This is a genomic window from Candidatus Methylomirabilota bacterium (genome assembly GCA_035315345.1).
In the GTDB taxonomy this organism is placed as follows: Bacteria; Methylomirabilota; Methylomirabilia; order Rokubacteriales; family CSP1-6; genus CAMLFJ01.
The window spans coordinates 78,859-92,429 of sequence record DATFYA010000095.1; the positions used below are offsets into that span (position 1 = coordinate 78,859).

The 13,571-nt window shown below is 70.3% G+C and carries 13 protein-coding genes; 7 read left to right on the forward strand and 6 right to left on the reverse strand.

What is annotated here, in order from left to right; all coding sequences use genetic code 11:
- Positions 1 to 22: 22 nt before the first annotated feature.
- From glnD to VKN16_12930, 5 genes are all read left to right on the forward strand, one after another.
- Positions 23 to 2,734, forward strand: a complete 2,712-nt coding sequence (gene glnD / locus VKN16_12910) for a [protein-PII] uridylyltransferase (GenBank protein HME95104.1) — start codon at positions 23 to 25, stop codon at positions 2,732 to 2,734.
- On the forward strand, positions 2,735 to 3,328 hold the full coding sequence (locus VKN16_12915; GenBank protein ID HME95105.1) for a CDP-alcohol phosphatidyltransferase family protein: 594 nt from the start codon (positions 2,735 to 2,737) through the stop codon (positions 3,326 to 3,328).
- Between the two features lie 311 nt (positions 3,329 to 3,639).
- Positions 3,640 to 4,542, forward strand: coding sequence for an ABC transporter substrate-binding protein (locus tag VKN16_12920; GenBank protein ID HME95106.1), 903 nt, complete (start codon positions 3,640 to 3,642; stop codon positions 4,540 to 4,542).
- Positions 4,543 to 4,714: 172 nt separating this feature from the next.
- Complete coding sequence (locus VKN16_12925; protein ID HME95107.1) at positions 4,715 to 6,730, forward strand: transglycosylase SLT domain-containing protein; 2,016 nt, start codon at positions 4,715 to 4,717, stop codon at positions 6,728 to 6,730.
- Positions 6,720 to 7,166 carry an RDD family protein gene (locus tag VKN16_12930; GenBank protein ID HME95108.1) on the forward strand — a complete coding sequence of 149 codons (447 nt, stop codon included), beginning with the start codon at positions 6,720 to 6,722 and terminating at the stop codon, positions 7,164 to 7,166. The genes VKN16_12925 and VKN16_12930 overlap by 11 nt, the downstream gene beginning before the upstream one ends.
- On the opposite strand, the gene VKN16_12935 is transcribed toward VKN16_12930, so the two are convergent.
- Positions 7,159 to 7,848, reverse strand: a complete 690-nt coding sequence (locus tag VKN16_12935; GenBank protein ID HME95109.1) for a M48 family metalloprotease — start codon at positions 7,846 to 7,848, stop codon at positions 7,159 to 7,161. The genes VKN16_12930 and VKN16_12935 overlap by 8 nt on opposite strands.
- Before the next feature lie 172 nt (positions 7,849 to 8,020).
- On the opposite strand from VKN16_12935, the gene msrP reads away from it, so the two are divergent.
- Both msrP and VKN16_12945 read left to right on the forward strand, forming a co-directional pair.
- Positions 8,021 to 8,974: a protein-methionine-sulfoxide reductase catalytic subunit MsrP gene (msrP, locus tag VKN16_12940; GenBank protein ID HME95110.1), complete on the forward strand. Its 954-nt coding sequence runs from the start codon at positions 8,021 to 8,023 to the stop codon at positions 8,972 to 8,974.
- 1 nt (position 8,975) lies between these two features.
- The gene (locus VKN16_12945; GenBank protein HME95111.1) at positions 8,976 to 9,629 is read left to right on the forward strand and encodes a protein-methionine-sulfoxide reductase heme-binding subunit MsrQ; all 654 of its coding nucleotides are present in this window, start codon (positions 8,976 to 8,978) and stop codon (positions 9,627 to 9,629) included.
- 6 nt (positions 9,630 to 9,635) lie between these two features.
- Here VKN16_12945 and VKN16_12950 read toward each other — a convergent pair whose 3' ends face one another.
- From VKN16_12950 to VKN16_12970, 5 genes are all read right to left on the reverse strand, one after another.
- Entirely contained in the window at positions 9,636 to 9,914 is a 279-nt protein-coding gene (locus VKN16_12950) for a NifU family protein (GenBank protein ID HME95112.1), read from the reverse strand.
- 23 nt (positions 9,915 to 9,937) lie between these two features.
- Complete coding sequence (locus VKN16_12955) at positions 9,938 to 10,222, reverse strand: hypothetical protein (protein HME95113.1); 285 nt, start codon at positions 10,220 to 10,222, stop codon at positions 9,938 to 9,940.
- A gap of 105 nt (positions 10,223 to 10,327) precedes the next feature.
- Entirely contained in the window at positions 10,328 to 11,887 is a 1,560-nt protein-coding gene (locus VKN16_12960; protein HME95114.1) for a hydantoinase/oxoprolinase family protein, read from the reverse strand.
- The gene (locus VKN16_12965; GenBank protein HME95115.1) at positions 11,884 to 12,957 is read right to left on the reverse strand and encodes a DUF917 domain-containing protein; all 1,074 of its coding nucleotides are present in this window, start codon (positions 12,955 to 12,957) and stop codon (positions 11,884 to 11,886) included. The genes VKN16_12960 and VKN16_12965 overlap by 4 nt, the downstream gene beginning before the upstream one ends.
- Positions 12,958 to 12,973: 16 nt before the next feature.
- Positions 12,974 to 13,571: ABC transporter permease (locus VKN16_12970; protein HME95116.1), on the reverse strand; the 598-nt coding region annotated here is incomplete at its 5' end.

The window sequence follows — 13,571 nt, forward strand, 5'->3', positions numbered from 1 at the left end:
CGGTCCACGCTACCGTTTCGCCATGTCTGCGGAACTGCTTCGACAGGTTCGCCGGGTCGAGGCGCAGGCCGACAAGGGATGCGACGGCGGCGCGGCCGAGCTCGCCGAGCGCCGGCGCCGGTTGAGACTGGAGATCCTGCGCCAGCACCTGTCCTCCAACGTCGACTTCCTCCGCGCCGCGCACCTGGGCGGCGCGTCCGGCCAGCAGTCGGTGCAGGCGTACGCGGCGTTCATGGATGGCTTCCTGGCCACCCTGTACCGGCTGGCGGTGGACGACGCCCGACGCGAGGGCTTCACGCCGAGTCCGGTGGTCCTGGTGGCGCTCGGCGGCTACGGCCGCGGCGAGCTGCATCCGCTGTCGGATCTCGACCTCCTGCTGATCTACGACGGCGAGATGGGAACCTACGTGCAGCGGGTCACCCAGGGCATTCTCTATGCGCTCTGGGACCTGGGCCTGCAGGTCGGGCACGCGGTGCGGAGCCTGCCCGACTGCCTGGCGATGGCGCGCACCGATTTCCCGAGCCGCACCTCCATGCAACAGGCGCGCTTCCTGGTGGGCGACCGCCGCCTGTTCAACCGCTTCCGGAAAGTCCTGGCCGAGAACGTCTACCAGAAGGACTTCAACCAGTTCCTGGAGACGACGCTCACCGAGCGCGACCAGCGCTACCGCAAGTTCGGCGGCTCGCCCTACATGGGAGAGCCGAACGTGAAGGAATCGGCGGGCGGGCTGCGCGACATCCACACCGCGATGTGGCTGGCCTCGACCAAGTTCGGCACGCGGACGCTTCGGGAGCTGGCGGACAAGCGGCTCATCACCGAGCGGGAGCAGAAGGCGGCCGACGAGGCGCTGACCTTCCTCTGGCGCGTGCGCAACGAGCTGCACTTCCTCTCCGGCCACAAGAACGACGTGCTCTCGCGCGACATCCAGCCGCAGATCGCCAAGAACTTCGGCTATGCCCCCGACGAGCTGTCGCTGCCCGTCGAGAAGTTCATGCGCGACTACTACCTGCACGCGCGGGTGATCCATCGCGTGTCGCGGCGCCTGATCGCCCGCTGCCGCGAGACGCTCTCGCGCCGGGCCGGCGTCCAGCGCCGCGCGCGCCAGGAAGCGCTCGCCGACGGGCTCATCGTCCTCGGCGAGCAGCTGCACCTGGCCCAGCCCGACGGCCGCGCGTTCCGCGAGGACCCCATGCGCCTCCTCAACGTCTTCTGGCACCGCCACCAGCTCGGCTTCGAGCTGGGCATCGACGTCGAGCGGGCGGTCGAGGACTCGCTGGACCTCATCGACGATCAATTCCGCGCCTCCCCCGAGGCGCGCGATCTCTTCCTCGGGATCTGCCGGAACTGGGGCCGCGCGGCCCAGACCTTCCGCGAGATGCACGAGCTGGGCGTGCTCGGCCGCTACCTGCCGGAATGGGGCGCGCTGACCTGCCTCGTGCAGTACGACGTCTACCACCGGTTCACCGCCGACCAGCACTCGCTGCTCGCGGTGCAGAACCTGGAAGCGCTCGCCCCCGGCCAGTCCGCGGACTCCGAGGGCAACGCGCAGGTGGTGAGCGAGGTGGAGCGGCCCGGCCTGCTCATGATGGGCATGCTGCTGCACGACATCGGCAAGGGGAAGGGCCACGGCCACGTGGCCAAGGGCATCCCGCTGATCGAGGCGCTCACCGCGCGCCTGGGCATGTCGGCCGACGACGCCGACAAGGTCGTCTTCCTGGTGGCCCACCACCTGACGATGTCGCACATCGCGCAGCGGCGGGACATCGACGACCCGAAGACGATCGAGTCGCTGGCCGAAGTGTGCAAGACCCCCGAGCGCCTGCGCATGCTCTACCTGCTCACCTGCGCGGACATGCGCGCGGTGGGCCCCGGGGTCATGACCGGCTGGCAGGCTCAGATCCTCTGGGACCTCTACGCGCGCACCCTCGGACGGCTCACCGGGGGCCAGCGCGAGCGGCCCAAGCGCGAGGCGGTGGCGCAGCGGGTGAGCGAGGCGATGCGCGGCGACGTCGCGCGCACCGCGCTGGCCGCGCACCTGGCCCTGCTCTCCGAGCGCTACCTCGCCACCACCGCGCCCCAGCGCATCGCGGCACACCTGCGGCTGCTCGACCGCCTCGCCGAGCAGGGCGTGCTCGCCACCGAGCTGTTCCACCATCCGGACCTCGGCTCCTCCGAGCTGGTGATCGCCACCGCCGACGTCCCGGGCCTCTTCTCGCTCATCGCGGGGACCCTGGCCGCGCAGGGGATCAACATCCTCTCCGCCCAGATCCACACGCGCGCCGACGGCATCGTCATCGACACCTTCCAGGTGAACGATCCCTTCGGCGAGGCGGTCACCGAGGAGGCGCGCTGGCGCCGCACGCTGGAGGCGCTGCGGCGCGTGCTGCGCGGCGAGGTGAGCGTCGAGGAGCTGCTGGCGCGACGGCGGAGCCTGCATCCGGGCGGCGAGGCCGCGGTGGCCGGTCCGCCCAAGATCTCGCTCGATAACCAGCTCTCCGACAGCTCGACGGTGCTGGAGGTGAAGTGCCCCGACCGCGTGGGGCTGCTCTACGTGATCACGCGGACGCTCTCGGCCCAGGGGCTCGACATCCGGAGCGCCCGCATCGCCACCGAGATCGATCAGGCCTACGATACCTTCTACGTGACCGACCGCCAGGGTCGCCGCCTCGAGGACGAGGCGGCGATGGCCCGGGTGCGCGAGAGCCTAGAAGACGCCTTGTTGAAACCGCTCTAGATGCTCAGCCACTACAAGACGCCGCTGGCGCGGCTCGCGGATCCGGTGGCGCGGGCGCTGCTCCGGGCGCGCCTCCGACCGAATCACCTCACGGTGGTCGGGCTCGGGGTCAGCATCGGCGCCGCCTGCGCCATGGCCCAGGGTCGGCTGCGCCTCGCCGCGTTCCTGCTGGTGGTGGCCGGGCTGTGTGATTTCTTCGACGGGGCGCTGGCGCGGCTGGCCAACAGCGTGAGCGCCTTCGGCGCGTTCCTCGATTCGGTGGTGGACCGCTACTCCGACCAGATGATCCTGCTGGGCGGCGTGCTCTACTACGAGCGGCTGGCCGACACCCCGGGCGTCTGCCTGACCCTGGTCACCCTGGTCGGCACGGTCATGGTCAGCTACACGAAGGCTCGCGCGCAGTCCATCGGCGTGTCCTGCGAGATCGGGCTCATGGAGCGCCCGGAGCGGCTGATCCTCCTGATCGCCGGGCTCACGTTCAACCTGCTCACCCCCGCGCTCGTGGTGCTCGCGATCCTCACCAACCTGACCGCGCTCCAGCGCATCCTCTACACCCGGCGCGCGGTGGCCGCGCGCGAGGACGCCCTGCACTAGACGGTGGCAAGGTAACCGGGCACGGGACCGTGAGGGGTGTCATGTGAACTCAGCAGGCCAAGTGGTCGGCGCGAGGTCTAAGTTCACGTTCGACCGGACCGCTGGCTCGCCTTCGATCGCCGCGGCCGGTCAACGTGCGCGTTAGGCTTTCGGGACTGCCGTCGGAGAGGCGACCGTTTCAGGTTCGGGCACGATCCCGAGGGATAGTTCCGGGGAGGAGCGGGACAATTCGCAAGAGGATCATCGGCGGTCTTCTCGGTCTGAGCGTACTCGCGTTGGTTCCTGCTGCTGAGGCGCAGCAGCCCTCGAAGATGGTGCGGGTGGGGTATCTAGAATTCGGATCGGCGGCCCCTGGTACGCCGCACCTGGAGGCATTCCGTCGAGGGCTTCGCGAGCTCGGCTGGCACGAGGGCGAGAACATCGCCATTGACGTTCGCTACGCGGAGGGAAAGCAGGACCGGCTTCCCGCGTTCGCTGCTGACCTCGTGCGTCTCAAGGTTCACCTCATCTTCGCCTCGGCCACACCCGCGGCCCTGGCGGCCAAGCAGGCGACAACGACGATCCCGATCGTTATCGGGTTTGTCGCCGATCCGGTTGGGAGCGGACTCGTCCCTCGTCTGTCGCGTCCCGGCGGCAACATCACCGGGTGGACACACCTGGCAGGTCTGGAGTTGAACGCGAAGCGTCTCGAGATCCTCAAAGAGGCCGTCCCCGAAGCCGCTCGCGTTGGTGCCCTCTGGAATCCCGCCAACCCGATACATGAACCGAGTTTGAAAGTGATCGAAGCCGCAGCCTCGGGGCTCAAGGTGCAGCTGCACCCGATAGGGGTGCGAGATCCCCATGAGCTCGATGGTGCTTTTTCGGCGATGGCCCGAGAGCGCCTGCAAGGTCTCACCGTCCCTCCGGACGGGATGTTCCTGGCTCACCGGGCACGGATCATCGACCTCGCGGCGAAGTACCGAATTCCGACGATGTACGGCGTTCGGGAGCTCGCGCAGGCTGGTGGTCTGATGGCCTACGGTGTGAACTTGCCCGAAATGTACCGACACGGGGCCCTTCTCGTGGACAGGATTCTCAAAGGCGCCAAGCCCGGCGATCTCCCGGTGGAGCGACCGACGAAGTTTGAGCTCATGATCAACCTCAAGACCGCCAAGACCCTCGGCTTGACGATCCCACAAACGCTCTTGATCCGAGCGGACCAATTGATCGAATGATCGCCCTAGTTGAACCTTGGTTAACTTGGTCGCGTCCGTAACAGGGTCTTCGGCGGATCGGCGTGCGGTGGGACAGCAGGATTCTCCGAGCGGTCCCGCCTGCACTGATTCCGCGAGCCACGCTGGGGTACACTGCAGAGTCATGAGGCGGTGGGCGGCAGCAGCCTGTCTCGTGTCGATCGTGCTGCTGGGAGTGGCGCCGGCGGGGGTGGGCCCCGACCTGCGGGACCGCTTCGTCGCGGCCCTCGCCGCGCAGCAGGCGGGGGACTGGCCGACCGCGGCCAGGGAATTCGGCGATCCGGCGTGGGCGGGAACACCGCTCGAGGACTATGCGCTGCTGTTGCAGGCCGAGAGCCTCCAGCGGCAGGGCGATGCCGCGGGCGCGCGGCTGCTGATCGCGCAGGCCGCGGACCGAAAGCCCGAGACCGGTTTGACCGCGTCGGCGCTGGTGCGGGCGGCCGGCGTGCTCAGCGCGGCCGGCGATCCAAGCGGGGCGGTGGCGCTGCTCCGGCGGGTGCTCTCGCAGTATCCCGACCATCCCGACGCGACGCGGACCCGCTACGCGCTGGGCGAGGCGCTGATCGGAGCGGGCGACCAGACGGAGGCCGCGCGCGTCTTCTCGGCGCTCTGGCTCCAGTCGCCCGCATCGTACGGCGACGTCGCCGAGCGCCAGCTCAAGGCCCTGGCCGACGCGGGTGTGACCATCCCGGTCCGCACGCCGGCCGAGCGGGCCGCGCGGGCCGACCGGCTGCTGAGTGCGGGCTTGCTCGATCGGGCCCGCACCGAGGCTGAGGCGGTGCTGGCCGAGAAACCCGCGGTCGAGACGCGCGAGCGCGCCCTGCGGGTCGTCATGAACGCCTCGCGCCGGGCGGGGCGCGATGATGCCGCGATGGCCGCCGCCAACGAGGCGCTCTCGATCGTACCGACCGAGCGCCGCGCGGTCTGGCTGCTCGACGTCGGCCGTCTCCGCCAGCGCCGGGATCGCGACGCGGCGATCGCCACCCTGGACCGGCTGGTGCGCGACTATCCCAGGAGCCAGGACGCGCCGGACGCCTTGCGGCTCAAGGCCGAGATCTCCGAGGCGGCTGGAAAGCCGGCCGACGCGGAGAAGGCCTACGTCAAGTTGATGACGGACTATCCGGACGACGACGAGGCGGCCTACGCCCTGTGGCGTCTCGGCTGGATGTCGTGGTTCCGGAACAACAACACCGAGACGACTTCCCGATGGGGACGGTTGCATACTGCGAAGGGCGGCCAGAGCCTGCGCGAGGCGACCACCTACTGGCTGGGCCGGGCGTGGGAGCGTCGGGGCGACCGCGACCAGGCCAACCGGCTCTTCACCCAGCTCGTGCGGGATGCGCCGCGGACCTACTACGGCGTCCTGGCCGCCAAGCGGGTGCCCGCCGTCGCGCCCGGCGCGGCGGCCTTCGCGTTCCCGGCCGATCCGCTCGAGGCGCTGCAGGGGGACGCGCGCTTCGCCCGGGCCGAGGCGCTGCGCGGCGTCGGACTGCGCCAGTACGCCGACGAGGAGATGGACGAGATCACCCGCACCTCGGTGGCGGAGCCCAGGCGTCTGTACGCGCTCTCCGCCGCCTACGTGGGGGAAGAGCGGTACCACATGGCCCTGCGCATCCTGCGGCGCTACTTCCTCGGCGTCGCCCGCAGCGCCGCGCCGACGCCGCGCGAGTTCCAGGAGATGTTCTATCCGCTCGGCTGGAAGGAGGCGCTGACCACCGCGGCGGATCGGGCCTCGGTGGATCCGTACCTGGTGGCGGCGGTCGTGCGGGAGGAGTCGTCGTTCCATCCCGGCGCGCGGTCGCGGGTCGGCGCGCGCGGGCTCATGCAGCTCATGCCCGATACCGGCCGCGCGGTCGCCCAATCGCGACAGATCCCGTTCCCCGACGCCGAGGTGCTCGACCAGCCGGTGGTCAACCTGGAGCTGGGCAGCACGTTCCTGGCCGGCCTCATGCGCGAGTTCGGCGACGCCCGGCTGGCCGCCGCGGCGTACAATGCCGGCCCCACGCGCGTGCGCGAGTGGTGGACGAGCCGTCGCACGGACGACCTCGAGGTGTGGGTGGATCAGATCCCGTACAACGAGACGCGCGCGTTCGTGAAGCGGGTGATGCTCTCCTGGGAGGAGTACCGGCGCGTGTACGGCGACAGGACCAAGAGGGACAGTGAATCGTAGCGGCGCAACCCCGGCCGCGCGCTGGCGTCTCCTGGCGGCCGCCCTCACCGACGCGGCCCTCGGCCTGGCCCTCTGGGCCCTCGCGGCCATGTGGCTGCTGGTCGCGGTGCTGCCGTGGCGACGCCATCCGCTCGCCCTGCTCGATCTCGCGCTCCTGTGCGCGATGCTCTTCGGGCTCGCGCTGACGCTGCACGTGGTCTATCACACCGTGCTGGTCGGCGGATGCGGACAGACCCTGGGCAAGATGCTGCTCGGCATCGCGGTGGTGCGCCGGAACGGGGGGCCGACCGGCTACGGCCGCGCGCTGCTGCGCGTGATCGGCGGCGGCCTGTGCGTGCTGACGCTGGGGCTCGGCGAGCTGCCGGTGCTCTTCACGCGCGAGCGCCGCAGCCTCTCCGACATGATCGCGGGCACCCGGCCCGTCTCGGTCACCTGACCCGCTTCACCCGCGCCACCGGGGTCGTTGTCCCGGCCGGCGCCTCGAGCGGCCCGAGCGCCGCCACCCGCTCGTCGAGCGCGGGATGGGTCGCCAGCAATCCCTCGAGCCCCTCGCGCTCCTTCGGGGTGTGCGCGGCGAGCGTCTGCAGCGCGGCGGCGAGCAGGCGTCGCGGCGAGGCATGGCCCATCGCGCGCAGGATCTCGACGGCCTTCTGATCGGCCTGCAGCTCCTGCTGACGGCCGAATGCCCGCACGACGAGCGGGTTGACCAGGAAGTCGAGCATGCCCGCGCCGGGCGCGAAGAGGCCGGCCGCGCTGAAGCTCGCGGTCAGGGCCAGGGATAGCTTGCGACGCGAGCCGACGTGGCCGAGGATCTCGTGGGCCACCTCGTGCGCCAGCGCCGCCTCGACGATCGGCCGAGGCTGACGCGCCAGGCCGTCGGTGAAGTAGAAGGTCGCGTCCTCATCGCTGTAGGCCGCCGCGGTCGGGCTCTTGATGAACGCGAAGCTGTAGCGCTGCGGGTCGTCGCCGCCCGCCGCGGCGGCGCGATACAAGATCTGCGACATCACGACGGTGCTCGGATCGGTGGGCGCCGCGTAGTAGGACCCGTCGGGGGCCGTCGCGCAGCCCGAGAGCATCAGGCCCGTCGCGACCGCGGTGAGGCGCGCCCGGATCCACATGGTCGGCCTGCTCATCTTAGGAGGGGGCGTCGGCGAAGCCCGCAGAAATAAGGCCCGCCAGCGCTGGGGGATGGCCGCGCGCCGACCGCATCCGGTGGGGCTGGATTCACACGCCTGTGACATCGCCCCCGCCGGCGCTGATACACTTTGCGACACGGAGGACGGTGACGACATGCTGATCAAGCGAGGCGGCGACATCCGGAGCGGGGAGATCACGGACCAGGCGCTCTATCTGAGCCGGCGCGCTTTCATGGTGGGCGCGGCCGCGCTGGCCTTCGCGCCGATCGGGGCCGAGGCGGCCGCGCCGCCGGCGGCCGGTCAGCCGCTCGCGGCGACGCGCAACCGAGCATTCGACCTGCCCGATGCGATGACGAAGTTCCAGGACGCGACCACCTACAACAATTTCTACGAGTTCGGGGTGAACAAGGAAGATCCCTCGCAGCTCGCCGGCTCGTTCAAGCCGCGGCCGTGGAAGGTGCAGGTCGACGGCCTCGTGCAGAAGCCGAAGACGTTCGACCTCGACGACGTGCTGAAGATGGCTCCGCTCGAGGAGCGGGTCTACCGCATGCGCTGCGTCGAGGGCTGGTCCATGGTGATTCCCTGGATCGGCTTTCCGCTCTCCGATCTCATCAAGCGGGCGGAGCCCACCGGCTCGGCCAAGTACGTGGAGTTCTCGACCCTGGTGGACCCCGCCCAGTTCCCCGGCCAGAAGAAGGGGATCTTCAACTTCGGCGGCCTCGACTGGCCCTACACCGAGGGACTGCGCCTCGACGAGGCGCTGCATCCGCTGACGCTGATCACCGTCGGCATGTACGGGCAGGTGCTGCCGAACCAGAACGGGGCGCCGATCCGCGTGGTGGTGCCCTGGAAGTACGGCTTCAAGAGCGCCAAGTCGATCGTGCGCATCCGCTTCACCGCCGACGAGCCGAAGACGGCGTGGAACAAGGCAGCCCCGCAGGAGTACGGCTTCTACTCCAACGTCAATCCGAAGGTGGACCATCCGCGCTGGAGCCAGGCGACCGAGCGGCGCATCGGCGAGTTCCGCCGGCGCGAGACCCTCATGTTCAACGGCTACGACCAGGTCGCTTCCCTCTACACCGGGATGGATCTCAAGAAGCAGTACTGAGGTGATCCGGCGCGCCCGCGTCGCGCTGAAGGTCGTCGCGTGGGTCGCGTGCCTGGCCCCGCTGGCCGCGCTCGGCTACCGGGTCTACACCGGTGACCTCACCGCGAACCCGATCAGCTTCATCACCAACTGGCTCGGTGACTGGACGCTGCGCATCCTGCTCGCCAGCCTCGCCATGACCCCGCTGCGGATCCTGTTCCACTGGTCGTGGCCGGTGACGCTGCGGCGGCTCCTCGGCCTCTTCGCGTTCTTCTACGCCTCGCTGCACTTCTCGGTCTGGCTCGTGCTCGACCACTTCTTCGACTGGCGACAGATGGGCGCCGACATCGTCAAGCGTCCCTACATCACGGTGGGCATGACCGCGCTGCTCTTGATGATCCCGCTCGCGGTCACCTCGACCGCGGGGGCGATCCGCCGTCTGGGCGGCGCGCGGTGGCAGTGGCTGCACCGGCTGGTGTACGTGATCGGGGTGTGCGCGGTGCTGCACTATCTGTGGCTCGCCAAGAAGGCGAACCCGGACCCGTACTACTACGCGGCGGCGTTCATCGTGCTGATGGTGATCCGCGCGGTGGGCTGGGCGCGGCGGGTCTCGGCGCGGCTGACCGCGGCGCGCCCCTCGCCCCGGCCCTCTCCCCAGGGGGGAGAGGGAGCCTAGGGGCGGCTACTTCGTCGGCTGGTAGTAGGGGTTCTCGCCCGAGGCGTGATCCGTGGTGTCCAGCACTTCCTCGACCTCGGGGAGCTCCTCCTTGATCAGCCGCTCGATCCCCTGCTTGAGCGTGACGTCGGCGGCTCCGCAGCCCTGACAACCGCCTCCCATCTGCAAGTAGACCTTGTTGTCCTTGACGTCCACCAGCTGCACGAATCCACCGTGGCCGGCGACCGCCGGATTGATCATGTTCTCGATCAGGTCCTGCACCTTGGTCATCAGCTCGTCGCTCATGGGCTCCTCCGCACGGGGTCACGCTACGGCCATACTGTATCACGGCGGGTCTCGCCGAGGACGTCGAGGAGTCCCTTCGCGGCCTGCCGCTCGGCGGTGTCGAAGCCCTCGGTGAACCGGCGGTAGACCGGCGCCAGGAGATCGCGGGCCTCCCCGTCACGGCCCTGCCCGTGCCGGAGCCGAGCCAGGCTCACCGCGCACCGCAGCTCCAGCGACAAGACGTCTTGCCGGCGGGCCCAGTCCAGCCCCCGGCGGAAGTGCTCCTCGGCCGCGGCGACAGCCCGTGCGCCTCGAGCCCGCAGGAGCACGTCGGCCTTCAGCCGCAGCAGCTCGGCGATGCACCATAGCTCCCGGCCTCCCGAAGCTCGTCGAGCGCGGCGCCTGTCGTCGCGCGTCGTCGACGGCCGTGCCGCTCAGTCTCGGGCGAGCCCGCCCTGGCCGATCTCGCCGACGACGCGGACGCGGGTGCGGAGCGAGTTGCCGGGGAGGTAGGCCAGCGGCAGGTCCTCGATCTCCACCACGTTGATGGTGGCCCGGTCCGCGCCGGCGGCGACCGCCTTGTCCTCGGCGGCGCGCCGGGCGCGGGCGATGGCCTCGTCGCGGCTGAGGTCCTGGAAGATCTGGTCCACCTCGCCGCTCACCTGCGCGATCGCGGCCCCGACCGCGTTGGCCACCGCCTGGTGGGGCACGTTCAGGACCTCGGAGACGCCGGCCAGGCGCGGCGGGACCAGGAACGAGCCCCCGCCGACCGCGATCAGCGGCGCGTCGCCCGCGTCGGTCTTCATGCGGTCGACGCCCTCCTCGATCATGGCGCGAATGCGGATGAGCGCCTGCTCCACGAGTGAGGTGGGAAGCCCCGACACGCGGGATCGGTCGCCCAGATCGATGAGCCCGGCCGCCACCGCGACGTCGGTCACGGTGAGCACGTCGCCGCCGAACACGAGGGCCTGCTCGGTGAGTCGATAGCCGACGCTGGCCGGCCCGATGGCGAGCGTCGTGCCGGCCGGCGACACGCGGGTGCCCCCGCCCAGCCCCAGCGAGAGCAGATCGGGCATCCGGAACAGCGTGCGCACGCCGCCGATCTCGACGACGCTGTTGGCCTCGCGGGGGAAGCCGTGGCGCAGGCTGCCGATGTCGGTAGTGGTGCCGCCCACGTCCACCACGAGCGCCTCGTCGCGCTTGGAGAGAAACGCGGCGCCCCGCATCGAGTTGGTGGGCCCCGACGCGAAGGAGTAGACCGGGTACGCCTCCGCGACCTCGGCCAGCATGACGGTGCCGTCGTTCTGGGTGAGGTAGAGCGGCGCCGCGATGCCGCTGGCCCCCAGGGCCGCCGTGAAGGCGCGGGTGGTCTTGCGCGCCAGCTCGATCAGGCAGGCGTTGAGCAGGGCCGCGTTCTCGCGCTCGAGCAGGCCGATGCGGCCGAGCCGGTGCGACAGCGTGATCGCGACGTCGGGGCATTCCTCTCTCAGGACCGCCGCGGCCTCGTCTTCACCCGACGCGTTGAGCGGGGAGAACACCGCGGCGATGGCGACGGAGCGGATGCCCGCGTCGCGGATCCGTCGCGCGGCCGCGCGCATGCCGCGCGTGTCGAACGGGACGAGCGGCCGGCCGTCGAACTCGTGGCCGCCTTCCAGCATCACCACCTCGGCACGGACGATCCCGGCCAGGTCCTCCGGCCAGTCCACGAAGGGCGGCAGCGAGGCGCCCGAGGGCAGGCCGATGCGCACCGCGGCGACGCGGCCGAGGTCCCGCCGCTGCACCACCGCGTTGGTGAAGTGGGTGGTGCCGATCATCACCGCGTCGGCCTTGCGGGCCTCCGGCGCCTGCTGCACCAGGCCGGCGAGCGCGCGGGTGATGCCACCGGTGACGTCCGGCGTGGTCGGCGTCTTGACCGCGGCGGCGACCGCGCTGTCCTCCAGCAGGACCGCGTCGGTGTTGGTGCCGCCCACGTCGATGCCGATGCGCCGTCTCACGCAAACACCGAGCGGAAGTCGAGATCGTAGCCGAAGGCCCGCGGGCCCACGTGCTCGATGCCCTTCGGGGTGAGCAGGATCGGCGGGGCGGGCAGGGCGACGACGGTCACCCGCTGGCCGTAGCGCAGCGTCTCGGTGCCGATCGCGTCGCCGGAGACGGTGTCGAGCACGCAGATCAGGTCGGGCGTCATCACCCGGGGCACGTCGTCGAGCCAGCCCACCGCGAACTCGTTCTGGAAGGCAAGCCGGAAGCGGTGGCCTCGGAATTGGTCGAGGCCTTCGATGGTCGCGGTGCCGCGCAGGAAGCCCTCGGTGGTGCGGCGCGCGATGTCGTGGATCTTCCCGCTGAAGATCTTGATCCCGGCGGCGACCTCGAGCACCGCGTCGATCGGATCGCGGTGCGCCCGCCGGGCCGCCTGCACCGCGCGCCCGATGCCGATGGCCTTGGTGGTGGAGCCGAGGATCGCGCACTCCTTGATCTCCTTGCCGGTGCGCGGGGCCTTGCAGGTCGACGCGATCGAGCCGACCTCCACGCAGGCCTTGCGGCTGATGCGCTCCATCCACTTCCAGGAGGCGGCCCGCGCCACCACCACCGCGTTGTCGCGCACGTCGGCGAGCGTCAGCGGATACATGCGCAGGTCGTGGATGGCGAAGCTGGTCATCTGGGCCTCGGGGAAGGCGCGCCCCATGCAGTCGCCGTCGATCACGGGCAGGTCGAGCATCGCGGCGCCCATGAACGGCTGGATGGAGTTGCCGCCGCCGATCTCGAGCGACATCAGGGCGCGGAACTTCCGGCCCAGGTACTCCTCCATCATGGTGACCGCGAGCGCCATCGTCTTCGGGTCGGTGAGGCGCTCCTGTCCGACGAGGGGCGCGCCCATGTTGGAGACCACCGCGACCAGGTCGTCGTCGTCCAGCTCGGAGGCATCCATGAGGCGGCACACCACGCCCCGCTTGTAGAGCTGACGCATGTTGAGCAGGGCCAGGTACGGGCTGCCCCCGCCGCCGGTGCCGAGGATCCAGGCGCCGATGGCGAGGCTCTCGATCTCGTCGGCGGTGATCGGTCTCATCGATGAGCTCGCCTCGTCAGAATCCGGTGAACTCCTCGAGGCCCATGAAGCGCGCGATGCCCAGGACGAGCACCAGGGCCACCCCGATCGCGAAGGCGGAGACCGCGGCCGCGGTGGGATCGAAGGAGTATTTGAGATAGGCGAACAGCTCGATGGGCAGGGGGGTCAGCTTCGAGCTGGTCAGGAAGAGCGACAGGGTGAAGTTGTCGAAGGAGATGGCGAAGGCGAAGATCGCGCCCGCCACCACGCCCGGCTTGATCACGCCCAGGGTGACCTCGAAGAACGCGCGCACCGGGTGCGCGCCCAGGTTCTGGGCCGCTTCCTCCAGGGCCATGTCGAAGTGGGTCAGGGTCGCGGTGACGGTGCGGATCACGTAGGGGGTGGTGACCACGATGTGGCCGATGAGCATCGCGCCGTAGGAGGCGTGCATCTTGAGCAGCGTGTAGAACTGCAGCAGGGCGACGCCGGTGAGGATCTGGGGCAGCAGCAGCGGCGAGGTCACGAAGGCGTTGAGCAGGTCGCGGCCGCGGAAGCGCCCCCGCACCAGCGCGAGGGAGGCGGCGGTGCCGATCGCGGTGGAGGCGAGCGCGGTCCAGAACGCCAGCTCGGTGGAC